The following is a 24,283-nucleotide window of genomic DNA, read 5'->3' as shown; positions in this document are numbered from 1 at the left end:
AGTTACGAATGAAAATGGTAATTTTGGGTGGTAATAAAAATGTACTTCATGGAAAATCAGGAGGTTGAAATCTATAATACGGTCTCGGAATACAACAAAATGGCAAATCATGAGACCTTACATCCGTTGGTCAGTATCATTGATTTTTCCAAATCAGATCCTATATGCCAATATAAAAGAAAATTTGGGTTTTATACCGTTTTTCTGAAAGATGTCATGTGTGGAGACATGCAGTATGGAAAACACAGTTATGATTATCAGGAAGGCACATTGGTTTTCATTGCTCCGGGGCAGACCTATGGAATTTATAATAAAGATAGGTTTGTTCAGCCTGCAGGCTTTGCCTTGATTTTTCATCCTGATTTAATAAAAGGAACCAACTTAGGGAAGAATATGAAAGACTATTCTTTTTTTTCTTATGATGTACACGAAGCCTTGCACCTCTCAGAAAAGGAAAGAGAAATTATACTGGACTGCTTTAAAAATATTAAGCTGGAACTGGAGCAGGCAATTGACAAGCACAGCAAATCTTTAATTGTTAATAATATTGAACTGTTCCTGAACTACTGTATGCGTTTTTATGACCGTCAGTTTATTACCAGAGATCATATTAACCAGGGGGTAATCGGAAAATTTGAAAATTTAGTTGATGATTACTTGAAATCTGAAAATCCTAAGAACATTGGTTTTCCCATGGTCAATTATTTTGCAGAAAAACTGAATCTGTCTGCCAATTATTTCGGAGATCTGATAAAAAAAGAACTGGGGATTTCTGCTCAGGAATTTATCCACAATAAACTCATTGATATAGCTAAAGAACAAATTCTGGATCAGGCAAAAACAATCAGTGAAATCTCCTATGATTTAGGGTTCAGATATCCGCAGCATTTTACAAGGCTGTTCAAAACCAAAGTTGGTATTTCTCCGAGTGAATATAAAACCCTGAACTAGTTTTTTAACCCGAATAACTCAGATTTTTTCACAGATCAAACAATAAAAATAAGTGAATATTAGTGTCTGCATTTGTGAAATTTGTGTTTAGATTTTTTCAACACTAATAGTCCTAATTTTTTCACGAATGACACAATGATGGTTTTTGAAGTTAGTGTTTAAATAATTAAATTTAAAGAGAAAAGTTTTCACAGTTGTAAAGATGACACCTAATCAGCAAAATACCATTATTTTCAAGACCCGTTTCGGAAATATTTTAGCCTTAAAAGAAGAAGGGATTATCAGAGCCAGAAGCATCCGTTATGCCCATTCTGAAAGATTTAAAAGACCTGTTGCAGTAGAATCTTCTTTATCATCGATAATTATTTCTCCTGAAAAAACTCCGGTTTGCCCGCAGGCCCTAAGTCCGCTTGTAGAAAAGATGATCGGCGCTACACCTGTTGAAAGTTTTGAACCTGATGAATCTACGCAATACCTTTCCATAACCCGGCCCGGGATTGTTTCTGAAAATGAAAAACTGCCTGTCGTAGTCTGGATTCACGGGGGCTCTCATGAAATAGGCTGTGGTGATCTTGCCACTGCTGACCCTGCCGAATGGGTAAAAGAACAGCACATTATCGTTGTTACGGTTTCATACCGTCTGGGACTTTTCGGCTTTCTTGGGGGCAATGAGAAAAGGCCTGCTAATCTTGGGCTGTTAGATATCATTGAAGCTTTGAAATGGATAAAAAAATATATTGGGGATTTTGGAGGTAATGAAAACAATATTACTCTTCTGGGACAGTCTTCAGGCGGTGATGCTATTGCCCATTTAATGATCTCAGAAGGAGTTGAAAATCTGTTTCATCGGGTGATTATCCAGAGTGCTCCTCTGGGGTTACGTCATAAAAGGCAGAAAATGTCAGCAGAGTTTCTGAAAAAAACAGAAATACTGAAAGATGAAACCGATGTTTTAAAAATGATGGATGAATATAAGGCGTTGGTACCATCTGTCATGAAATACGGTTTGAAAGCAGCAATGCCATTTGGAACCCAATATGGATTCTTTCCTTTGTGCAAAGAGGAAGAATCGGTGGAAATGTGGAAAAATAATGCCCAGAAATTTGATGTCCTGATTGGTTTGAATAATGATGAAACTGCATTCTATCTCAAAACCTCCGAGGCTTTAAATAAATATTTTGGAAAAGGACTTGGATTAAAACTTATGGATAAGACTGTTGAAAAGACTACAGAATTTATCTATGGAGCTCCGGCAAAGCAGTTTGCACAGAATCTGGCTGATGCCGGCGGAAATGTTTATCTCTTCAGAATTCATTCAAAATTAAAAGATAATCATATCGGTGCTCCTCACTGTATTGATCTTCCCTTAATTTTTGGCAATGAAGCCGCCTGGAAATCTTCAGAATTGCTGAAAAATATTCCCTGGAACCGTATTCATGAGCATGGCAAAAAATTAAGAGCTCTCTGGGCAGAATTTGCCAGAAACGGAAAAATATCTGATACTTCTGAAAGACCAGAAATTCTTGAACTCCGGAAAGTGTACTGATTTATATGTATTTAATTCATTGATTTATGATGAATTTTTATTCATAATTGTGATTTTTAATGTATATTTAATAACTAAACCATAAAAAATAATAATTATGAAAACAAGCAAAGATTTCAAAGTAAGAAAACTGAACCGTAAGGAATTAAAGAGTTTAAAAGCCGGAGATATCAACAGAGGCAGAGTATGCTGTACTTCCAACGAAGACGGAGAATGCTGTGAATGGGCTAAAGATGTTTGGTACTGTCAATATATCTATTGCTAAAATATACCCTTGTCAAGGTTTGGAGCCTTGACAAGGGTTTCTGGTAAATTAGTATCACTCAGGAATCCAAACACTCACATTTCCCGCCGGAACAGGAAAATCTCCCCATCCGTTCTCATCAATGGTTACTTTTTCTTTAAACCGTTTCAGGAGGTCTTTGAATTTTTTTCCGACATAAAGCTTCCCGACTTCCATCGGTTTATTATACGCATCTTTATTGCTCAGAACTACCGCACAGCCTTTATGTGCATCATCTCCGGTACGGACCCATCCAAGGCAGTTGGCGTCTTCAAAGTAATCATGCTGCTCACCGTATGCATGATCTTTTCTTGCTTTTAATAATTCTTCGATACCGTCTACTTTCGGCATGAATATCTCCTGGTCATGACCACCCGAGTCTTTATCGATATAATGGGCACCATACAAATCAGGATAAAATACACATGGATAACCGTCTTTTCTTAATAATATCAAAGCATAGGCAAGAGGCTTAAACCATGAGTCTACAGGGGCTTCAAGGTCCTGCAGAGGCTGGGTATCATGATTGGCTACCAAGCTTACAGAATGCATGGGATCTGCCTGAGTAAGAGTTCCGTCAAAAATTTTTCTCAGGTCATAAGAGCTTCCTTCTTTCGAAGCATTATGGAAATTATTCTGAAGTGAACTGTCAAAAAGACTCATGCAGCCTTCGGTCACTTCAATATATTTCTGGAGCAGATGTAGATAGCCGGGAGCCCAGTATTCTCCGACAGCGAAAATATTTTTTCCGGAATTGGAGCGGAGCAAAGTAAGCCACTCTTTATAGAAATCGAAAGAAATATGCTTTAATGCATCCAGTCTTACCCCGTCAAAATCTGTCTGGTCAAAATACCATTTTGCCCAATTGTTGAGTTCTTCCCGTACAAAAGGATTCCGGTGTTCGATGTCATTATACATCAGATAATCGTAATTTCCTTTTTCATCATGTATCATTTCCTCCCAGTCATCTCCGTATTCAGACTGTATTTTATAAATATGGGATTCCATACCTTCAGCATAATCTACACCACTGAAACAGGTGAAATTCCATTCAAAATCAGAATATTTTTTTCTTCTCCCCGGAAAGGTAAACTTGGTATAAGACTCAATTTCGATAACATCAGAAATCACTTTTTCTCTGTTTTCTTCATCTACTTTTACCACTTTGAATTTTTCCAGTTCGTCACCGCCTGCCTTATGCCCAAGAACAATGTCTACGATGACTTGTATATTATTCTTTTTTAAGGCTTTAATAGCTTTGGTGTAATCGTTTTTGGTTCCGTATTTTGTAGGAATACTTCCTTTTTGGTCGAATTCTCCAAGATCATACAGATCATAGGCATCATATCCGATAGAGTATCCTCCATTTGTGCCTTTATATGCTGGGGGAAGCCATACTGATGTAATTCCCAGTTTTGCTAAATATCTGGCCTGTGTTTCGGCTTCTTTCCACAACTTTCCGTCTCCTTCAGAATACCAGTGGAAAAACTGAATCATGGTTGGGTTCATAAATTTGCTGATTTGATTGATACAAGTTAGCAAAAAAATATGACCTGCCTCTATTCGAATTCTTCAAACGGGATTTTTAGTTGAACGGAAACCTGCTTTTTTTCTTCTGTATTGAGGTGGGAGAGGGAGAGTCCTAATAAGCGTACAGCCTTATCGAAAGGACGAAGTTCCCATAGTCTTTTCCCGGTATTAAAATACTGTTCCGGAGATGAAAAATAGTCTTCCTTTGTGATACTTCTTGTGAAAAGAGAGAAGTCTTTGTACTTTATTTTTAAGGTTAAAGTCCTTCCAAGAATATTATTTTTCTGTAATCTCTGATGGAGTTCCTGCCCGAGACTTTCCAGTTTTTCATTGATTTGCTGTTCATCCAGCAGGTCTTCAAAAAATGTTCTTTCCACAGCCACACTTTTCTGAATCCTGTGAGGTTTTACTTCGGAAGTATGAATTCCCCGTACTACATTATAATAATGTTTCCCTGATTTTCCGAAAATTTTCACCAGCTCTTCCAGCGATCTTTTTTTTAAATCTTTTCCTTTATAAATCCCTAAACTAAACATTTTGTTGGCGGTAACCTTTCCAACCCCGTAAAATTTTTCCACAGGCAACTCCTCCAGAAAATGCTCCATTTTATCCGGGTGGATTGTTTTCTGCCCATTGGGTTTATTGATATCAGAAGCTACTTTAGCCAGAAACTTATTGACCGAAATTCCTGCAGAAGCTGTGAGTCCGGTCTGTTCAAAAATTTTCTGACGGATTTCTTTGGCGATGAGGTTGGCAGACTCCATTCCCTTTTTATTTTCGGTGACATCCAGATAAGCCTCATCCAGTGACAGGGGTTCTACAAGATCGGTATATTCATAGAAAATTTCCCGGATCTTTTTGGAGATTTCTTTATATCTGGCAAAACGGGGAGGAACAAAGATAAGCTGTGGGCATTTTTCTTTGGCTGTCTTACTGGGCATGGCAGAACGGACACCATATTTTCTTGCTTCATAGCTTGCGGCAGCGACAACACCACGATGCTGTCCTCCTACGGCTATAGGCTTGCCTTTCAATGTAGGATTATCATGCTGCTCTACAGAAGCATAGAATGCATCCATATCCACATGAATAATTTTACGAAGAGGCAAAGAAAAATCCATATACAAAGATATGGATTCCTTTATTGACGGTAAATTTTTTATAGTGTTGAAGTTTGAAGCCGGGAGAGAGACGTTAATGAGCATGAAAATTAATTAAAAAAGCATAGATTATTTCCAGGGCATAAACTACTTCCATCTCCCGTCTTTCTGCTTCCAGCTTTTACGGTTTCAGTCTCATGGTAAGAAGGTGAGATTCAAAACCTGATTTTTCATAAGCTTTTACAGCAGATTCATTCTGAGCATACACATCCAGCCTTACTTCATTCATTCCTCTGGATTTTGACCAGGAAATAAGTTCATCGGTAATCACTTTATTGATTCCTTTTCCTCGGTATTCCGGCTTTACATACATAAAACCTAAATAGGCATATTCTTTAAACTGATAGTAGTCTTTCTCCGCTTTTTTAATCAGAGCATATCCTGATGCAATGATCTCATTATTTTCTTCGGCAACAATTACTGTTGCGTCCTGAGACTGTATCAGATGTTTTAAATCATAATAATGGATTTCTCCTTCAATCAATGTACTGTTAAAAGGCCTTTCAGCAGTAACAATTCCCTGTTCGAATTCTAAAAGAATTTTTAAATCCTGTTCTGTAGCTTCTCTTGTGATCATGGTGTATATATAAATAAAATTTAAAACCCATTGAAAGTTGATCATTTTCAATGAGTTTTTATGTTTTTGAAGTTAATGATAACTATTTTAAAAGCTTGTCGATGGTTTGTTGAAGTTCAGGATCTTCAGGTGATATGGCATAATATTTTGCAATAGAAGATTTCTGATCAATGACCATATATCTTGGGATCCAGTTAAGATCCACATCATTATTAAAATCATTTTTCCATCCTGAAGCGAACCAGTAATTTTCTTTGTGTTTCATATCAAACTTTTCAAGGCTTTTTTCAAATCCTTCTTTTGAACGGTCCAATGACAGAAAAACAAAATCAATATTCTTATTACGCTCTTCCAGTTCTTTAGCTTTTGGGAGCGCATTTAAACAATCTCTGCACCATCCTGCCCAGAAATCAATGACTAAAACTTTCCCTTTATGCTGATCAAGAATCTGCTGAATAGTCACGCTTTTTCCCTCTTCATCTTCCAGTTTCTGCTGTAAGGCTTTTTTTGAAAATCCTGTTTTAAGAACAGCAGGGACTTTTTGAGAATAGCTTATCCCAAAAATCCCAATCATAAAAATTAATATCAACTTTTTCATCTCGTACAATTTCATTTGTACAAATCTAAACAATGAATGGCAATCTGAGATTGATTTCTTTGGAATTAGGAAAAATTTATAATATTGATGGACTCTATGAGGGAGGATGGGAGTATTGGCAGATTTTTACTGATAGTTTTTAATCAAACCTTTGACAACGGTAATTACATTCGGCATTGCTTTGTCAGCAGCATTCAACACCTCTTCGTGGGAAACGGCAAAGGCAATATCCGGTCCGCCAAGGTCTGTGATCACCGAAATGCAGAATACATCCATTCCCATATGCCTGGCCACAATAACTTCAGGAACAGTGCTCATTCCTACCATATCCCCGCCAATGGCTTTGATCATTCCATATTCGGCAGGAGTTTCAAAGGTTGGGCCCTGGAGAGCAACGTAAACCCCCTGATGGACTTTGATATGATGATCTATTGCAGCCTGTTCTGCTGTGGCAATCATTTTTTTGTTATACGGTTCGCTCATATCCACAAAACGTGGTCCTAGCTCATCGGTATTTTTTCCACGAAGCGGATGTTCGGGCATCATATTGATGTGGTCTTTCAGAATCACGATATCGGCAACACCGTACGCAGGGTTTACACCGCCACAGGCATTGGAAAGAATAAGATTTTGGATTCCCAGTAAATGAAAAACTCTTACAGGGAAGGTCACAGTGTCCATTGAATGCCCTTCATAATAATGGAAACGGCCACTCATCATCAGAACTTTTTTTCCTTCCAGTTTTCCGTAAACCAGCTTTCCGGTATGCCCTGCTACTGTAGTTTGCGGAAAATGAGGGATGTCTTTGTACTCTAAAACATGGATCGGCTCTATTTCATGCTGTAATTTTCCCAGCCCGGATCCTAAAACAACCGCAAAATCAGGCGTTTCCTGAATAATATTTTTAATAAAATCTGCAGTTTCTTTAATTTTTTCTAACATAATCCAAGATGATTTGATTGAATTCTTCTTTCTTATCAATGAGTACATTGATAGGCCAGTAGTAAACAATTTCTCTAAGATAGTCAAAAGTTTTCAGACGTACATAATCTTTCTCGGTGGTTAATATCAGCTTGTATTCCCCTAATTTTTTATATTCCGCAAGGATTTTTTTAATATCATCATCCGTGAAATTGTGATGATCTCTGAATTTTAGATGTTTTACCCTTTTTGAGAATTTTGCCAGATGCTCCAGAAGCGGTTTTGGGTTGGCAATTCCGGTGATCAGTAAAATATCATAATAATTCAGGTTGTTGTCAGGAAGTACTTTATCTTTTCCGTATACATTTTCGTCATAACCGATGGATGAAAAGAAGACTTTCTGCCCGTATGAAGGTCTTATTCGTGAGATATAATACCTTTTTGTTTCCTCGGTAAGCTCATCGGGACACTTGCTGACCATAATAATGTCTGCCCGTTTATAGCCGGATCTCGATTCTCTCAGGTCGCCTGCGGGAAGCAGATAATCTTTGAAGAACGGATCATTGAAATCAGTCATCAGAATATTGAAACCTGCTTTGATGGCTCTGTGCTGCATGGCATCATCCAACACCAGAACTTCCAGATCCATATCGCTGATCACTTTTTTGGCACCGGGAACGCGATCTTCTGAAACAGCGATAACAAAACGGTTTTTAAAGCGCTCAAAAAGCTGCATCGCTTCATCACCTACCATTTTGTAGTTGCTGTCATAATTGGTTACTTCATAGCCTTTTGTCAGCCTTCCATAGCCTCGTGAAAGCACACCGGTTCTGTAATGCTTGGATAAAAACTGGGCAAGATACATCACCATGGGTGACTTTCCACTTCCGCCCACAGAAAGATTCCCGACATTGATTATCGGTGTCTTGAATTTTGTCGACTTAAAAATTCCCAGATCATACATTGTGTTTCGGATACCCGTTACCAAATGATAACCAAGGGAAAAAGGATAAAGGTACCATCTTTTCATACGTTTGCAAAAATAGGAATTTTCATAAGCATTTGGTGCAATATTCTCAAAGACTTTTCAACAAATATTTCGTTAAATTAAAGTATTTTTGTGGAGTTATTAGAATACATTGAGATACTTTATTGAATTTTCTTACAACGGAAAGAACTATTTCGGCTATCAGATACAGCCGGATGCTATTTCTGTACAGGAAGAACTGGAAAAGGCGCTGTCCACCATTTTGCGCGAAGAAATTAAAACTACAGGGGCAGGGAGAACAGATACAGGAGTTCATGCCAAAAAAATATTTGCCCATTTTGATACGGAAAAAGAATTGGATGATCAGCTTCCGCGAAGGCTGAACAGTTTTCTGCCTCCTGATATTTCCATTAAAAGAATTTTTCCTGTACAAGATGATTTCCATGCCCGTTTTGATGCAACGTACAGAACCTATGAATACTATATCTCATTGGAAAAAAATCCATTCACGCAGGAATCTGCCTGGCAGCACTGGAAAAGACCTTTGGATGTGGTCGCCATGAATGAAGCATGCAAGATTCTTTTCGAATATGAGGATTTTACCAGTTTTGCAAAATTAAAAACCGACAACAAAACCAATATCTGCAAAATCTACAAAGCAGAATGGGAGCAAAACGGAACAGAACTGAAATTTACCGTTTCAGCCAACCGTTTTCTAAGAAATATGGTTCGTGCTATTGTCGGAACTATGGTAGAAATAGGAACGGGTAAACTGAAACCGGAAGATCTCCGTAAGGTGATTGAAGACAAAAACCGGAACGCTGCAGGAACTTCAGCTCCGGGGCACGGATTGTATCTGGTGGATGTAGGCTACGATTTTAAATAAAAACTAAAACAAAATAATAATCATATTATCAATTTTTATTCTTATCTGTGCCTATAGATATTACACACAGTTAGTCGAAAGGTCTGGATAAACAAAATGGTATTACCATGTTCTGGCAATTGGTATTTATCCGGGAACTCAGATCGTTTTAGGTCTTTGCTATGGTGTTTATTTAAGCTTAACAGATCCTGAATCTTTAGATAATGTAAATTACACAGGGTTTTTCCGGAGTGAATATTTTAGGCTCGTTCATCTCTATTGCATCAGTTTGGGGAATTGATAGGCTCCTTGAAAACAAATTCATAAAAGAAAGACCGGCAAAAACTATCGAAATTGAAGTGATAAGGGAAGACCTTTGATCAATAAGATTTCTCTTTTTAGTATCGGAAATTAAGATTATTTTTAGATAATATAAGGGTACTAAAAAAATAACCATGACAGAAATTGATAAACTAGCCTTTGCCTTACATCATTTTGCCGGACTTTCAGAAGAAGATTTCAGACTGTCTGAAAATTTCTGGCTGCCAAAAGAATATAGAAAAGGAGATTTTTATAATCTTCAGGGAAATGTATGTTCCTATTTAGGATTTATTGTCGATGGAGTTTTTCGTTCTTATGTCATCAATGGAGATACGGGTGAAGAAAAGAATGTTTTTCTTTATTCTGCCAATGGATTTGTAGTTCCTTTTAAAAGTTTTCTCAATCAGATCCCATGTGATTATTTTACTCAGGCCCTTACGGATGCTTCTATTATTTTTATCCGGCACGCAGATCTTATTTCTCTCTACCAGCAGTCGCATCAATGGGAAAAATTTGGGAGACTTCTGGCGCAGGCAGCATTTAACGTGACCATGACAAGGGTAGAAGGGTTTTTATTAAAGTCTCCGGAAGAACGTTATCTGGATCTGATGAAAGAGCATCCTGATATTTTCAGTAATGTTCCGCTGTATCATATTTCTTCTTATCTGGGAATTCAGGGACCTTCTCTGAGCAGGATAAGAAAAAGAATTTCAGGTAAATAGTACGATTTTAACCTGGGTTAAAGTTTTCGTCATTTTATCTGCAGAAATTTGTTTCATCAATTTAACAAAACAAAAAGTGAAAATTATGAAAACAAAAACGATCGTATTCATTCATGGGTTATTTGTGAATAATACAAGCTGGAAAGAATGGAAAACTTATTTTGAAGCTCAGGGATATACCGTACATACTCCCTCAAATCCAGGACATGAAGGGGATCCTGTACACTTGAAAAATAACATTCCCGGCGAATTAAGACATGTCGGCTTTGACGATACTGTGGACAATCTTGTGAAACTGATTGACAGTCTTCCTGAAAAGCCTATTGTTATCGGACATTCTTTTGGAGGGCTTATGGTCCAAAAGCTGATCGATATGGGGAAGGCAGCAGCTGGCATAAGTATTGACGGTGCTCCTCCGAAAAATATTATGGCGCCTTTTTCTACTGTTAAAATCGTTTGGCCAGTGGTGAATTTCTTCAAAGGAAACAGTCCATATATGGGAACAAAAGAATGGTATCACAAGGCCTTTTTCAATAATTATTCAAAAGAAGAAAGTGACAGGCTTTACACGACGGTAGCAGTTCCTGAAAGCAGAAAATTGGCAAAAGATCCTTTGTTTAAAGCTTCTGCAAAATTAGATTTAAAGAAACCCCATCAACCGCTGCTGTTCATAGCGGGATCTAATGATCATATTTTTCCGGCAGCATTTTCAAAGAAAATAGCGGGGGCTTATAAAGATACTGGCAGCATTGTGGATTTTAAAGAGTTTGCAGGCAGGAGTCATTTTATATGTGGAGAAAAAAACTGGGAAGAGGTAGCAGAATATGTTTTGAGCTGGATACAAAAGAATGCTTAATATATTCATTCTGTAAATGGTAGATATCTTAAATTTTCTATGACGATTTGCAAAAGTTGTAAAGGCAGTCCGGTTATAAAGTCTTATTTTTGCATAGAATTTTATTTTAATTCTTTCTTTCGATTCGTACAATGAAAAAACAAGATACCTGGGGAATTATAAAAAGGCTGTTCTTTATCGGAATGAAATTTCGTTCTTGGTTTATCCTTACCCTTATCATTTCCATATTCCTTTCGATTGTTTCCACTTACAGGCCTTATCTTACCATGCAGGTGGTGGATAATGATATTACAAAACTTCATGATAAGGCTTTAATGATGAAGCATATCTATATCCTTGTTGGATTGGTGTTTGCTGAAACGATTTTGAACTTTTTCCTGGTTTATTTTTCCAATTTTATCTCGCAGAATGTGATCAGAGATATCAGAGAGCGTTTATATGCGAAACTGATTTATTTCAAGACTGCATTTTTTGATAAAACCCCAATTGGGCAGCTGGTGACCCGTGCGGTAGGCGATGTGGAAACAATTGCTACTGTTTATACAGATGGATTCCTGATGGTGTTTGGAGATATCCTGAGAATTCTGTTTGTATTGGTCATGATGTTCAATACCAATGTTCACCTGAGTTATATTACACTGGCCATTTTACCTTTGATGGTAGTCATTACAAGATTCTTCCAGAAAAGACTGAAAAAAGCTTTTGGGGATGAGAGAAACTGGACTGCCAATCAGAATTCTTTTGTTCAGGAAAGGCTTGCCGGGATGCCGATTATCCAGGTATTCAACAGACAGGAAGCTGAATTTAAGAAATTTGATGATATCAATATTACCCTTAAGGGAGCATTGCTGAGAACTGTATTTATTTTCTCTCTTTTCTTCCCGGTAGTGGAACTGATTTCTTCATTATTTATAGGATTTATTCTTTTCTATGGGGGATATATTACCATCAGCGCCGGGGTAGTGATTGCATTTATCCAGTATATTTCCATGCTGATCCGTCCTTTGAGACAGATTGCAGACCGTTTCAATAATATCCAGCGAGGAATTGTAGGAGCAGAAAGAGTGCTGGGGTTAATGGATGAAGAAAACGCAATGCCAAATACCGGAACGGTGAAGAAAGATCACTTTGCCGGAAAAATTGAATTCCAGAAAGTACACTTTGCATATGATGAAAAGCAGGAAGTACTTAAGGGAATTGATTTTAAAGTAAACCCGGGAGAAACCGTAGCAATTGTGGGTGCAACAGGTGCCGGAAAATCTACCATTATCAGTCTGATCACCAGATTGTATGATATCAATTCAGGAAATATCCTGATCGATGATGTGGATTTAAAAGATTATGAATTGTATAATCTGAGAAGCCATATCGGCGTAGTGCTGCAGGATGTGTTCCTTTTCCACGGAAGTATCTTTGAAAATCTTGCTTTTGGTGATGACAGGATAACATTGGATAAAATTAAAGCCGGAGCCAGAGAAATTGAAGTGGATCAGTTTATTGAACAGCTTCCTGGGGGATATGATTATGTAGTGAGCGAGAGAGGTTCATCCATTTCTTTGGGGCAGAGGCAGCTGCTGTCTTTCCTGAGAGCTTATTTATCAGATCCGAAAATTTTGATCCTGGATGAAGCAACTTCTTCCATTGATCATGAGAGTGAAAAGCTGATTCAGAGAGCAACAGAAAAAATTACTAAAAACAGGACATCCATTATTATTGCCCACAGACTTTCAACCATTGAAAAGGCGGATAAGATCATTGTGATGGAGCATGGTAAAATTGTGGAAGAAGGCAAGCATCTTGAGCTTCTGGATAAGAACGGTTATTATGCTACTCTTTACAAAGCCCAGCTTCGTCATGAAGTGGAAATGGAGGAAGAAAAAGAATCGTAATCCATCAGAAATTATAATAAACAAAAAAGAGAGTCATTATGATTCTCTTTTTTCGGTCTAACCTTTTGCGACTTGTAAATTTATACAGTTTTTTATTTAAAATATCAGCTTTGATCTATCAATGCTTTTTAAAACTGCAGAATACAAAATTCTGAACTGTTTCAAAAGGAGTAATATGATCTTCTGTAATACACTTTATTTTTGTAAAACCAGCTTTGAATTTTTCAGCTAATGACTCTTCATCATACTGTTGAATATCCAGTCCGCTGCATTTGGTGGGACCGTTTTTAGAAAAAGTTCCGATAATCATAAAGTTATTTACATTCTTTTCTGCAATATCAATATATTTTGAAACCTGTTCCGGTTTTGTAAGAAAATGAAAGGCAGCTCTGTCATGCCAGATGTCATAGGTCTCTGCAGGTTCGAAAGCTGTAATATCTGTTGCAATCCATTTTACTTTGTTAGCAGCATCTCCCAATCTTTCCTTTGCTTTTTCCAATGCTTTGGCAGAAATATCCAGTACTGTAATGTTTTTGTAGCCTTCTTCAAGAAGAAAATCAACAAGGTTGCTGTCGCCGCCTCCGATATCGATAATGCTGGCATCTTTCCCCAATCCCGAAGATGTAATAAAATCAAGTGATGTCTGAGGTTTTTTCTGTGTCCAGCTTACCTGATCCGGATTTTTGGTTTCATATACGTTTTCCCAGTGGCTTTTGTTGTCGGAAGATATCATGATTCTTTTAATTGATTATTGATCTCTTCAAATTTATTAATTAATTCGTCAATTTTTCCCTGCTGTTTTTTGATGGTTCGCGGTCTCAGATAAAACCAGTTGAAAGCAATCCAGGCTGAGGTTACGGTATAGGTCAGAATTCCGGCGCCAAGAGTCATTCTTGATGTGTATTCATACATATAAAAGCATATTCCGAGAAACAGCATGATAAAATATATGTTGAGGATGGTGGTCTGCATAAACTTCTGCTTATTTTTTACCACATACAAACTTTGGAGATATTCGTTATTTGATTGAGTCTGATCAATTTTGTAGAATACCATAAACATTTTGTTGTAGGCAAGCAGGAAAATAACCATTCCCAAGACTACAAGTACAATTCCGATTTTTGTTGTGATCATTTCAGGCTGGTAACGGTACCAGATGAAAAGAATCAATAAGGAAGTAGCAATTAATCCAATATTAGCAAAGACCAGTCTGCGCAGGTTCTGATTTCTGAATTTTTTCAGTTTACCGAGAAGCTCTTCCATATTGGGTTTGTTGGAAGTCTGCTGCTTCCATATATTTTTGAAATCGATATTAGTATCCATTTTCTTTAAACTTTTGTGTTAATTTTTCTTTTATTCTGTGAATCTTTACCCGGATATTGGATTCTGAAAGTCCTACGATATGGGCTATTTCAGCCTGTCTTACCTCTTCCAGTTCCAGTGAAATGATGATCCTGTCCGTTTCCGGCAACTCAGAAATATACTGGTAGAGCATCTGTATCTGAGGCTCCATGGATTCCTGCTTTTTCTCTTCCAGATTTACCGGTAAATCTGCTTTGGCAAATTTCTTTTCCTTTTCAATCTGTCGCAGGCAATTATTGGAAGCAATTCTAAAGATCCATGTTCCTACGCTGGATTCATTCCTGAATTTAGGAAGCTGCTGCCATACAATGATAAAGGTTTCCTGTGCAAGATCCTGTGCAAGTTCGGTGTCATTCACATATCCCATGCATAAACGGAATATCCTTTGCCAGTAGAGTTCGTATATCTCTTCAAAAACCATTATTTCGAAGATAAAAAGTTAGTAAGCTGGTTAAGATACCAATCCTTGTCATCATACATGATGAAATGCAATCCTTTTGAAGCATATTGCATATTGGCATTTTTTAGATCCTTGTACTGGCTTTCAATAGTCGGTTTAAGATTAACAAAAAAGGACTCCAGAAGAATAAGAGAAGGGCATTGAATGTTTTTTATTTTCTCTCTGAGATCGGTATTGTAAAAATCACAGTACATTTTTGCAAATGTCTTCCGATCAGATTTCATGCTCCATCCGATTACGGTTTCCTGCATAGAAGTATCCGCCAGCAGGCGTGGCATTGCCTGAGTCTGCATTTTTCGGAACTGTTCATCATTCATAGCTGTTAATTGGGTAATAGTAGAGGTGCAGTCATTATTTTCTTTTGAACTGAAATTGGGATCAGACATTGCTGCCAGACAGGGAAGAGTATCTACAATAACGATTTTACCTGCAAGTTCCGGATAGTCGGCTGCAATAGCCAACGCAAGGCCACCTCCCATACTGTGCCCGATAAGAATCGGTTTATCAATTTTATTATTTATGATATAAGCTGCGATTCCTTTTTCCCAGTCTTTAAAACTGGCCTCTGTCTGTGGTTTTGTTCCGGCAAAGCCGGCCATTGTCAAAGTATAACAAGTGAAGTTTTTTTCAAATTTTGCAGCTGTCTCATTCCAAACCTCTCCTGAAGAGGCAAACCCTGGAATAAAAATTAGGGACTGATTTCCTTTTCCGGTTTTCTTTACTTCAAAAGGATAAGATGTTTGCTGTCCAAATATATTGCACACCGCCAAAAAAAATAAGAGGATGATAAGAAGGAACGTGAATTTTTTCATGATTTCTAAAGTTTTAAGGTTTATTTGTCTTTTAGAGACAAACCTTCAGAAAATGTTACACTAAAATTTATTTTTTATGAAAAAAAATATTTTTTCTCCTCCAAAACCTTGTGTTCAGGACAAAATCACATGAAATTTATTGTATAAAAATGAAGGCTGTTAATCTAATATTCTTCCATAGAATCTACTGATATTAAAGTAGAACCCTGGGACTTTATATTTGCCTTTTTCAAACTCATGATAATCACATTTTCCTTCCAGGCTTTGTGATTGAGTTTCCATTTGAAACCTGTTCAGCAGCACGTATTCATCAGTCACAGAAATAACATGAAAGCCCGTCTCACATGTAAGCCCATCACCGGATGTAAGAATAGCGCTTAATAATCCATGAAAGTTTCCTGCAATCTTTTTCGCAGTGTTATCATCATTGTTGAGATGATACAAATAGGCCAGATAATTCATGGCACGAAGGTCCAGCGGATTTTCATCCAGTACATCACGGAAAAGCTGAATTCCCTTGGAAAGATCCTTTTGTGAAATACCTTCCCCACGATAATATTTGGCTGCTTCTTCAGCTTTCTTCCCCGTTTTATAAGGCTGATATTCTTTTTGAAAGGTATACCCGAAGTACAGATGCCGGTATTGATTGCCCGTAAGAAGCGTATCATTCTGTTTTAATCTTTTTAAAAGTTTAGGGTAATAGAATTCTGAATTTTTATCTTCAATATTTTTTTGAATGGCCGCATAATCCGGAGCCTTAAATTCCATTTTCTGAGCATGCAGGAAAGTAATCAATAGTAAAAAAAATAAAGAGAAAAAAGCTTTGGTATTCATAGATTGTATGGCATTTTTACGATTTTTCACAAGGTTAAAAATACGGAATATGTATCAATCGTATAATATTAAGTCACTATTTATAAAAAAAACAATAAAATATTGTCAAAGTGTTATTTTGTATCGATAAAATTACTAACTTTATTCAGAATTTGAGAGGTTACCCCTGATATTCAAAGGGGTAAAAGGAATTTTTAACTAAAAAAACCAAAAATATTAATGAGCAGTAGTATCCAAGATGAATTTAAAGTCTTCAAAGACGAATTAAGAAAGTTGAATATCGAAGTACAGAAAGTTGTAAAAGTAGGAAACGGCAGTATGGATTTTCATGAGGTTTTCTACAAATCGCCGAGGTATCAGGAGGTAAAAAGTATATACGTTCAGCGCCATAATCTGGACAGTATGATTGAAAAATTTAAACAGGCCTATCATTAAAATAGAAGTGCGCCGCAGAGAATCTGCGGCGTAACTTTTTTATAAAATCTAAAAATTCAGTCTCTATCCAATGTAGACTTCTTTTTAGTATCTTTCATTCCTATATAAACAACCAGAGAGAAAAGAATACATCCGGTAATGTACCAGTAAAAGTATTCTTCAGAACCAATCTTTTTGAACCAGAGCGCAATATATTCTGCTGTCCCTCCAAATACGGCAACCGTAATGGCATAAGGTAAGCCGACACCAAGCGCCCTGATCTCAGAAGGAAAAAGCTCGGCTTTTACCACGGCGTTGATAGAAGTATATCCGCTAACAATAATTAATGCAGTCATAATCAGGGAAAATGCTCCCCACATTGAAGTAGTATTGCTGAGCGCTGTAAGAAGCGGAACAGTACATAAAGTTCCCAGAATACCAAAACCCAAAAGAAGAGGTCTTCTTCCTATTTTATCAGATAATGCTCCGAATACAGGCTGAAGGCAGGCAAATATAAAGAGGGAAATAAATGAAATCAATGTAGATTCTTCCTTGGTAAGATGTACGGTATTGACCAGAAATTTCTGCATATAGGTTGTATAGGTATAAAATGCAAGTGTTCCTCCTAAAGTAAGACCTATTACAGTAAGAAGGGCTTTGGGATGTTTCAGGAGTTCTTTTACGGTCCCTTTTTTCTTTTCGCTCACTTCTTTTTTATTTTCAAAGGCTTCCGTTTCATGAAGATTAGCCCGAAGGTATAATGCAATAATGGAAAGCAGAGCCCCAATAGCAAAAGGAATTCGCCAGCCCCAATCTTCCAGCTGTGTTTCTGTAAGTACTAATTTTTGTAAAATAAGCTGTATCCCTAATGCGATAAGCTGTCCGCCGATCAGGGTGACATATTGAAAACTCGAGTAAAATCCTCTTCTGTCCTGTGTTGCCATTTCACTGAGATAGGTAGCCGAAACCCCGTATTCTCCACCTACACTCAGGCCCTGAAGCAATCTGGCCAGTAAAAGTATTAAAGGAGCCAAAATACCTATCGATTTATAGGTAGGGGTGAGAGCAATCAGCAAAGACCCAAAGGACATCAGTAGTACAGAAAAAGTCATTGCTTTTTTTCTTCCAATCTTATCAGCAATACTTCCGAACAGCCATCCACCGATAGGACGCATAAGAAAACCTACAGCAAATATCCCTGCAGTATTCATCAGTTGGGCATTAAGATCAGAATCCGGGAAAAAAGAATGTGAAAAATAGATGGCAAAGGCTGCATACGCATACCAGTCATACCATTCGACAAGATTTCCGATAGATCCGCCTATGATAGCCTTGATTCTTTGGCCGGTGGTAACAGAGGTTGATTTCATAGATAGTATAAATTCCAGAAAGTTCTTATAATGGGATCCAAGATACAAATTTCAGAAAAAAATAACCGTACTGATAAAGAACGGTTTAGATGTTAGGGTTGAATATGTTAAAACCTATATCCTATCGAAAGTCCGCTTCTGAACCCCGCCCAGGGGCCGTCTACTTTTATTCTCGCTCCGTTGGCATTGGTTTCTACAGTATATTTTACAAATGGAATATCGAGGTTTTCGATCTCCTTTTTTAATTGAGCCTGCATATCGGGAGTCAGTACATAATCTGAAGTCATTGTAAAATCCCCTTTTCCGCTTCCATAATGGGCGCCGGCAATCCAGAAGTCAAGCACAAGGTTCTGGCTTCTTGTTAAAAAGAACTGTACGCCTACCATCAGACCACCACTGTTTCCTTTGGTGTCTCCAAAACCTTTAAGAGGTATCTGATAGGTGATTCCATTAGGGCCATTGTAGTCATAATAAAAATCGAAAGTATTGGAAGTAACGCTTGAATAACGGTAATAAGGTGCAAAATAGAATCCTTTACCGTAACCTTTTCCTACATAAAATCTGGGTTCTATAGTAAAGTTCGTGGCTTTTACCCTGAGGTTCTGGAACCTTTTTTCGTCCTCGTCTTTCAGAAAGGAATTGATGAAAGGTACTTTTCCTTCAGGCATTGTTCCAAAACCTACATTCACTGAAAACCATTGGTTGATAGCCCGCTCATAAGACAGATTGATGTTTCTGAATGCATAGGCTGTAACATTGGTCTTGATGATATTCATTTTCTCTGCCGGGCTGTTTTGAATTTCCTGAGCTCCTAATGCGGAAAAAAAAGAGCATGGAATTAATATGAATAACTTTTTCATGACGCTATATTTTGTGATGTTAAAAAGTAATCAGCAAAAAACGGGCTGAATTTAACATAATAATTGGAATTTAAATGAAAATTTATGAAAAATTTTAAATATGTTGTATCTGTAAATGTAATAAACATCATGGATATGTTGTCCTAATGGTATAATTCATCTTCAGAAATGAAAAAAACTATATATACCATTTTCTTTCTTTGCGGAGCTTTTATATTTTCTCAGGAGAAGAAAAATGATACGGCTGGTGTAGTGGCTAAAGAGATTCAGGAAGTTATTTTAAAATCACAACGTAAAAAGCAGTTTGCTGATAAAGCAGTTTATACTTTTGATAAGGAGGCTCTGGAAAGAGCACGCTATGCAAAAGACCTGCTTCGCACCCTTCCGGAACTGCAGCTTGATCCGGTATCCAATACCATTACCAGCACAAAGGGAGGAACTACATTATTTCTTATCAACGGAATTGAGGCTACAGACATGCAGATCCGGAGTGTTGCTCCCAATGAGGTTCTGAAGGTGGAATATTATGATATTCCGCCGGCAAGATGGGCAACAAGAGCTGATACTGTCGTTAATATTCTGACAAAATCTGCAGAAACAGGATATGTTTTCGGGGCTGATGTTTCTGCTGCTTTGAATACGGGATTTGTGAATGGTTCTGCCTATGCCAGTTATACAAAAGGTAAAAATAATTTTGGTTTGGAGTATTCACTGAATCTGAGAGATTATAATGACAGAAGAGTAAACAGTGTTTATGATTATCAGCTCAATGAAAAACATTACCGTTCTGACGAAAACAGAACCGATCATTTCGGATATACTTTTCAGAATATTGCTTTGCGTTTCACCAGACTTGTTCCTGATGAATATGCATTTCAGGCCAAATTCAATATGGATATTTTCAGCAGGTTTTCAAAAGGAACAGGGCAGAGTGTCTTTACGGAAGATAACCTGAAAGAAGAACATGCTATGTTTAAAAATAATGGTTCAGATTATGTGATTCCTAAACTGGATCTTTATTATTCTAAAAAAATCAGTGAAAAAGATGAACTGAGTATCAATGCTGTTGGATCTCACTATACTACCCATACTTCGGAAACAGCGAGGGAATGGGTAACAGGGTCGGGATTTTCAGTATATGATAATGATATGGTTCTGGAGGCAAAGCAAACCAGCCTGGTGGGAGAGCTTGCCCATACTCATGATTTCAAGGCAGGAAAACTTTCATCAGGATATCGTATCTCACGGTCTTCTATTTCGAATGACCTGAATAATCTTGCCGGATATTCCCGATACAGTGTCACTTATCTGGAACAGTATTTTTACACTGAATTTGCAGGAAAGACAGATAAATTCAGCTACCGTATTGGAGCCGGGCTTACCAATATTCACAACAAAAGTGCAGAGAATACTTTTGATGAATGGACTTTTACTCCAAAAGTTATCCTGGCGTATCAGCTTAAAAACAGTCAGAATCTTCGTTTTACAACAAGTTATAACCCGGTAAGTCCCTGGAGCAATGCTTTGAGCAGTAATGTAGTGCAGCTGGCTCCAAATATTGTTCAGAGAGGAAATCCTTTTTTAGAATCTCAGCAGGTTTTTTCAAATAACCTTACGTATTCCTTTAATAATAAATATTTTGACTTTAACGCAGGTTTGTTTTACCGGTATATCAACAGGGTGATCAACCAGTATTACGTTCAGGATGAGATACTGGGAGGCTATGCGCTGACGTATGAAAATGGAAAAAACGGACAACGGTACGGAGTACAGCTTACAGGATCTTACAAACCATTCGGAAATAATCTGCTTGTCGTAAAAGCTGTGATCACGCCTACTTCTGAAACGGTACGGACAAGTACCGGTGCTTTGATTAAAAATGATTATTTGGGAAATTATTTTTCACTTTCTTCAGAGTATCAATCTTTTTCTGTTCAATATCAGTTTAATATTCCGGTATACAGCCTTAGCGGCGCTTTTCTGAATACCAATGAAAATCAGAATAATGTTTTTGTAAGCTATAAGCTTAAAAACTGGACATTTTCCACAGGAATGTACTGGATAGGAATGCCTTCGGAATATAAAACAAAAAGTTTACCTGAAAGTCTGGTAGATTATAAAGTTCATACTCAGATTATGAATAATAAATCCATGTTTGTATTGGGGCTGAGCTATGATTTCTCAAAAGGGAAAAAGACAGAAATCCAGCGAAAGCTTAATAATGAAACGGCTCCAGCCGCCACTTTTTAGATGCCAATTTGAATGTTAATAAGAAATCCCCGCTCATTTGTAGGAGCGGGGATTTCGTTTTTTATTTTTTGATGAATTTTGTATTCTTTGTATCTGTATTATTTTTTCCACTGATCTCAATAAAATAAGACGCTGGCGGAAGATCAGAGATCTGTACGTTTCCGGATTTTATATCTGAAGTTTTAACCAGTTTTCCATCCAGACTGTAAATATTTGCTTTGGAATAGTTATCCGTATTTCCTTTGAAACCTATAAAGTCCTGTGCAGGATTAGGATAAACTATCAGGTTTTCTTTTTTTACCGCATTGCTGGTTGCCAGAAATGTTTCGTTTAAGGCTAATGCGGTGGCTACTGTCTGGTTGATGCTCAACAATGGAATACTGATATTTCCACTTGTAGAGTTTAGCAGTGCATATCTGTGAGAAGCATCATAATAAGAATAGGCTGTATTGGTGACTGTTCCGATAGGGTTGGAGTAAGTCACATCAAAAGACGGATACAGATTGAAGTTTTGCGTGTACTTTACTCTAAGAACGTTGCTGTACGTTTGATTCCCTATAATCAGGGTTCCATAGGCATCAGCAATGGCATTCATTGTTCCGCTGAACAAGCCGTTAGCAGAAGAGGAAGAGAAAGTTCCTTTGGCTGTATCACTCTGCGCCGGTCCGTAAGTCAGCGGGTAGCTAATATAAGTACCATTATCCACACTAAAGTTTAAAGTAGCCTGTGTATTTACAATTCCTGTGATTTCAAGCTTAGTAGAGGATGCTTTATAATAAATGGTTGTGGCTCCGTCTATCATTTTAATCGTGGAACCTGGAAAAGTCGCTATTTCAGTAGAAGTAGGAACTGAATAGGTTGTTTGTGACGAAGTTCCCATGGTAAGGGCTCCGTTTGAAAATGTAACATTAGCTCCTGTTGCAGAGTTGTTAACGGTTCCGGTTACATGATTGTAATTCACAACATTCCCGGCAATAGGGTCATTGGCCGCTTTTGTAAGCGTGATCTGCGCAGAAAACATGGCAGACGCTCCTAATAAAAGGAGTAAAGATTTTTTCATAGTCAGAAATTTTTGTTAAAAATAATTAAAAAATAGTATTCAAATGTTAAATTATATCGTTTTTAATTAAATTTTTGAAAAAACCGCCTGTTGATCATATCAACAGGCGGCTCTGTGCGTTAAAAATGTGTAAGTCTAATTGCTCATTACCATTTTACGATATGCATAAATATCTTCTATAGTGACGACGCTCATTCCTTTTTTGATAGCAAAGTCTACAATTTCAGGAAGCCTTGCCATAGAGCCGTCTTCATTGGTCAGCTCACAAAGTACAGCATCATCACCCAGATTGGCCATTTTTACAAGATCTACACTGCCCTCGGTATGCCCACGTCTTTCAAAAACGCCTCCTTTTCTGGCGATCAGAGGAAAAACGTGACCGGGGCTTGCAATATGCTCTGCCTGAGCATCTGCTGACACTGCTGTTCTGATTGTTGTGACGCGGTCTTTGGCTGAAACGCCTGATTCCACACCTTCCCTGGCTTCAATGGAAATGGTGAATGCTGTTTGATTTTTTGAACTGTTGTTGTCCACCATCGGACGGAGGTTGAGGTGCCGGCTTTTTTCTTCGGAAATGCATAAGCAGACGATACCGCTGCATTCGCGGATCAGAAGTGCCATGTCCTGTTCTGTAATGGTGGAAGCGGGAAAGATGATATCGCCTTCGTTTTCACGGTTTTCATCATCTACTAATAGAATGCCTTTTCCCTGTTGTAATGTCTGAAGTGCTTTTTCTACACGTTCTCTGGAGGTTTCTCCGAATTGTTCTAATAATTTTTCCATGTTATTTTACTTTTAAAAGTTAAAATAGTCTTCGGTACATGGAAATGAAATACGGCACAACAAGAGTCCATAAGGAATCTTATTGGCCATCTCATTTTCTTCTCCCATCCAGACTTTAACTGTCGGTTCCGGAATTTCACCAGATCAGTCCTTTCAGAAGAAAGGAGTCGCGGACTGTAACCGCCGGTAGGGAATTGCACCCTGCCCCGAAGAAAACTTATCCTAAGTTTTGCTGTATGTTGTAATTTAAATTTTTATTTCATTGAATAGTATTTAACGCACAGACTGCTAATTTCGGGAAGTTTTTTGAATTGGAGAAAAGAATTGTTTAATTTTTGTCCGTTAAAAAGGATAGCTGAAATTCTTATATTGTCTGTCAAAGGAGTGTAGATCATGGTCATCGTTTTTTCTATTGAAGGTTCCTGTAGATAGATTAATCTCTCCCAGTCCGAAATAATACCTTTCGCTTTCATAAAGTCTTATATGATAATGTTTCACAATATCCATCATCCTGTCAGACTGATAAGACCTTGTTATTTTTTTTGTTTGACCAGAAGAAAGAATGATCTGAGTTTATTCCTCCTGTCTTTATCTGAGCATGTTCAAAATCAAGCTGGCTTAATATTTCTTCAAATTCACGAATGAAGTTTTGTAATTCCCTTGTATCGTCGATAAGCCATCTTTCTGTTCTTCCAAAAGAAATAAGAATATTGTCATAATAATAAGCTGGTTCCTGGGTGGCGCGGGAGAAAATTTCCGGATGAAAATAAAAATATTTCTGATCCCGCATTTTATTGTTAATGAAGTTTAGAAAACCGGTATAGTCCTCATCCAGCATGATAGCTCCGTAAAAATAATTCCATTCGTACAT

General features: G+C 37.5%; 25 protein-coding genes and 1 riboswitch. Of the genes, 9 read left to right on the top strand and 16 right to left on the bottom strand.

Annotated elements, in window-relative coordinates; genetic code table 11:
• Nucleotides 1-48 precede the first annotated feature (48 nt).
• From AC3FI7_RS13275 to AC3FI7_RS13265, 3 genes are all read left to right on the top strand, one after another.
• Entirely contained in the window at nucleotides 49-951 is a 903-nt protein-coding gene (locus AC3FI7_RS13275; protein ID WP_142723749.1) for a helix-turn-helix domain-containing protein, read from the top strand.
• A gap of 202 nt (nucleotides 952-1,153) precedes the next feature.
• Nucleotides 1,154-2,497: a carboxylesterase family protein gene (locus tag AC3FI7_RS13270; protein ID WP_491460300.1), complete on the top strand. Its 1,344-nt coding sequence runs from the start codon at nucleotides 1,154-1,156 to the stop codon at nucleotides 2,495-2,497.
• A 97-nt stretch (nucleotides 2,498-2,594) separates the two neighbouring features.
• On the top strand, nucleotides 2,595-2,762 hold the full coding sequence (locus AC3FI7_RS13265; RefSeq protein WP_172617027.1) for a hypothetical protein: 168 nt from the start codon (nucleotides 2,595-2,597) through the stop codon (nucleotides 2,760-2,762).
• A 54-nt stretch (nucleotides 2,763-2,816) separates the two neighbouring features.
• Here the strand turns inward: AC3FI7_RS13265 and AC3FI7_RS13260 are convergent, their stop codons facing one another.
• From AC3FI7_RS13260 to lpxK, 6 genes are all read right to left on the bottom strand, one after another.
• Entirely contained in the window at nucleotides 2,817-4,289 is a 1,473-nt protein-coding gene (locus tag AC3FI7_RS13260; RefSeq protein ID WP_491460299.1) for an alpha-amylase, read from the bottom strand.
• Nucleotides 4,290-4,339: 50 nt separating this feature from the next.
• On the bottom strand, nucleotides 4,340-5,431 hold the full coding sequence (dinB, locus tag AC3FI7_RS13255; protein WP_142723752.1) for a DNA polymerase IV: 1,092 nt from the start codon (nucleotides 5,429-5,431) through the stop codon (nucleotides 4,340-4,342).
• A 160-nt stretch (nucleotides 5,432-5,591) separates the two neighbouring features.
• Nucleotides 5,592-6,047: a GNAT family N-acetyltransferase gene (locus tag AC3FI7_RS13250; RefSeq protein WP_491462096.1), complete on the bottom strand. Its 456-nt coding sequence runs from the start codon at nucleotides 6,045-6,047 to the stop codon at nucleotides 5,592-5,594.
• An 82-nt stretch (nucleotides 6,048-6,129) separates the two neighbouring features.
• Nucleotides 6,130-6,645, bottom strand: coding sequence for a TlpA family protein disulfide reductase (locus AC3FI7_RS13245; protein WP_142723754.1), 516 nt, complete (start codon nucleotides 6,643-6,645; stop codon nucleotides 6,130-6,132).
• Between the two features lie 126 nt (nucleotides 6,646-6,771).
• Complete coding sequence (locus AC3FI7_RS13240) at nucleotides 6,772-7,587, bottom strand: purine-nucleoside phosphorylase (RefSeq protein WP_142723755.1); 816 nt, start codon at nucleotides 7,585-7,587, stop codon at nucleotides 6,772-6,774.
• Complete coding sequence (lpxK, locus tag AC3FI7_RS13235) at nucleotides 7,571-8,596, bottom strand: tetraacyldisaccharide 4'-kinase (RefSeq protein WP_142723756.1); 1,026 nt, start codon at nucleotides 8,594-8,596, stop codon at nucleotides 7,571-7,573. Before lpxK ends, AC3FI7_RS13240 begins: the two co-directional genes overlap by 17 nt.
• A gap of 109 nt (nucleotides 8,597-8,705) precedes the next feature.
• Here lpxK and truA point away from each other — a divergent pair, with 109 nt between their 5' ends.
• The 4 genes from truA to AC3FI7_RS13215 all read left to right on the top strand — a co-directional run bounded on the left by truA (nucleotide 8,706) and on the right by AC3FI7_RS13215 (nucleotide 13,207).
• The gene (gene truA, locus AC3FI7_RS13230) at nucleotides 8,706-9,440 is read left to right on the top strand and encodes a tRNA pseudouridine(38-40) synthase TruA (protein WP_142723757.1); all 735 of its coding nucleotides are present in this window, start codon (nucleotides 8,706-8,708) and stop codon (nucleotides 9,438-9,440) included.
• Between the two features lie 434 nt (nucleotides 9,441-9,874).
• Nucleotides 9,875-10,462 carry a Crp/Fnr family transcriptional regulator gene (locus AC3FI7_RS13225; RefSeq protein ID WP_291899952.1) on the top strand — a complete coding sequence of 196 codons (588 nt, stop codon included), beginning with the start codon at nucleotides 9,875-9,877 and terminating at the stop codon, nucleotides 10,460-10,462.
• An 85-nt stretch (nucleotides 10,463-10,547) separates the two neighbouring features.
• Nucleotides 10,548-11,318, top strand: a complete 771-nt coding sequence (locus tag AC3FI7_RS13220; protein WP_142723759.1) for an alpha/beta hydrolase — start codon at nucleotides 10,548-10,550, stop codon at nucleotides 11,316-11,318.
• A 131-nt stretch (nucleotides 11,319-11,449) separates the two neighbouring features.
• Nucleotides 11,450-13,207 carry an ABC transporter ATP-binding protein gene (locus tag AC3FI7_RS13215; RefSeq protein ID WP_142723760.1) on the top strand — a complete coding sequence of 586 codons (1,758 nt, stop codon included), beginning with the start codon at nucleotides 11,450-11,452 and terminating at the stop codon, nucleotides 13,205-13,207.
• Nucleotides 13,208-13,325: 118 nt separating this feature from the next.
• Here AC3FI7_RS13215 and AC3FI7_RS13210 read toward each other — a convergent pair whose 3' ends face one another.
• The 5 genes from AC3FI7_RS13210 to AC3FI7_RS13190 form a co-directional block, all read right to left on the bottom strand.
• Nucleotides 13,326-13,940, bottom strand: a complete 615-nt coding sequence (locus AC3FI7_RS13210) for a class I SAM-dependent methyltransferase (protein ID WP_142723761.1) — start codon at nucleotides 13,938-13,940, stop codon at nucleotides 13,326-13,328.
• Nucleotides 13,937-14,530 (bottom strand): hypothetical protein, encoded by a 594-nt coding sequence (locus AC3FI7_RS13205; protein WP_142723762.1) that lies wholly within the window; start codon nucleotides 14,528-14,530, stop codon nucleotides 13,937-13,939. Before AC3FI7_RS13205 ends, AC3FI7_RS13210 begins: the two co-directional genes overlap by 4 nt.
• Nucleotides 14,520-14,990, bottom strand: a complete 471-nt coding sequence (locus AC3FI7_RS13200; protein ID WP_491460298.1) for an RNA polymerase sigma factor — start codon at nucleotides 14,988-14,990, stop codon at nucleotides 14,520-14,522. The genes AC3FI7_RS13205 and AC3FI7_RS13200 overlap by 11 nt, the downstream gene beginning before the upstream one ends.
• On the bottom strand, nucleotides 14,990-15,841 hold the full coding sequence (locus tag AC3FI7_RS13195; RefSeq protein ID WP_343659865.1) for an alpha/beta fold hydrolase: 852 nt from the start codon (nucleotides 15,839-15,841) through the stop codon (nucleotides 14,990-14,992). Before AC3FI7_RS13195 ends, AC3FI7_RS13200 begins: the two co-directional genes overlap by 1 nt.
• Nucleotides 15,842-16,000: 159 nt before the next feature.
• Nucleotides 16,001-16,675 (bottom strand): DUF4919 domain-containing protein, encoded by a 675-nt coding sequence (locus AC3FI7_RS13190; RefSeq protein WP_491460297.1) that lies wholly within the window; start codon nucleotides 16,673-16,675, stop codon nucleotides 16,001-16,003.
• Between the two features lie 219 nt (nucleotides 16,676-16,894).
• Between AC3FI7_RS13190 and AC3FI7_RS13185 the strand changes: the two genes are divergently transcribed.
• Nucleotides 16,895-17,110, top strand: a complete 216-nt coding sequence (locus AC3FI7_RS13185) for a hypothetical protein (RefSeq protein ID WP_047435309.1) — start codon at nucleotides 16,895-16,897, stop codon at nucleotides 17,108-17,110.
• A gap of 56 nt (nucleotides 17,111-17,166) precedes the next feature.
• On the opposite strand, the gene AC3FI7_RS13180 is transcribed toward AC3FI7_RS13185, so the two are convergent.
• Both AC3FI7_RS13180 and AC3FI7_RS13175 read right to left on the bottom strand, forming a co-directional pair.
• Nucleotides 17,167-18,459: an MFS transporter gene (locus AC3FI7_RS13180; RefSeq protein ID WP_142723766.1), complete on the bottom strand. Its 1,293-nt coding sequence runs from the start codon at nucleotides 18,457-18,459 to the stop codon at nucleotides 17,167-17,169.
• Between the two features lie 107 nt (nucleotides 18,460-18,566).
• Nucleotides 18,567-19,319, bottom strand: a complete 753-nt coding sequence (locus AC3FI7_RS13175) for a DUF3575 domain-containing protein (RefSeq protein ID WP_142723767.1) — start codon at nucleotides 19,317-19,319, stop codon at nucleotides 18,567-18,569.
• A 168-nt stretch (nucleotides 19,320-19,487) separates the two neighbouring features.
• On the opposite strand from AC3FI7_RS13175, the gene AC3FI7_RS13170 reads away from it, so the two are divergent.
• Nucleotides 19,488-21,569 (top strand): TonB-dependent receptor domain-containing protein, encoded by a 2,082-nt coding sequence (locus AC3FI7_RS13170; RefSeq protein ID WP_491460296.1) that lies wholly within the window; start codon nucleotides 19,488-19,490, stop codon nucleotides 21,567-21,569.
• Between the two features lie 61 nt (nucleotides 21,570-21,630).
• Here the strand turns inward: AC3FI7_RS13170 and AC3FI7_RS13165 are convergent, their stop codons facing one another.
• The 3 genes from AC3FI7_RS13165 to AC3FI7_RS13155 form a co-directional block, all read right to left on the bottom strand.
• Complete coding sequence (locus AC3FI7_RS13165) at nucleotides 21,631-22,629, bottom strand: T9SS type A sorting domain-containing protein (protein WP_142723769.1); 999 nt, start codon at nucleotides 22,627-22,629, stop codon at nucleotides 21,631-21,633.
• A gap of 135 nt (nucleotides 22,630-22,764) precedes the next feature.
• Nucleotides 22,765-23,412, bottom strand: coding sequence for a 3,4-dihydroxy-2-butanone-4-phosphate synthase (gene ribB / locus AC3FI7_RS13160; RefSeq protein ID WP_343659860.1), 648 nt, complete (start codon nucleotides 23,410-23,412; stop codon nucleotides 22,765-22,767).
• 92 nt (nucleotides 23,413-23,504) lie between these two features.
• Nucleotides 23,505-23,630, bottom strand: a riboswitch (FMN riboswitch).
• A 296-nt stretch (nucleotides 23,631-23,926) separates the two neighbouring features.
• Entirely contained in the window at nucleotides 23,927-24,283 is a 357-nt protein-coding gene (locus tag AC3FI7_RS13155; RefSeq protein WP_491460295.1) for a hypothetical protein, read from the bottom strand.

The organism is Chryseobacterium sp. TQ-BC-N36, from assembly GCF_058382295.1.
Note: the sequence above shows the minus strand (reverse complement) of the source record. Positions and strands in the feature narration are given on the sequence as shown.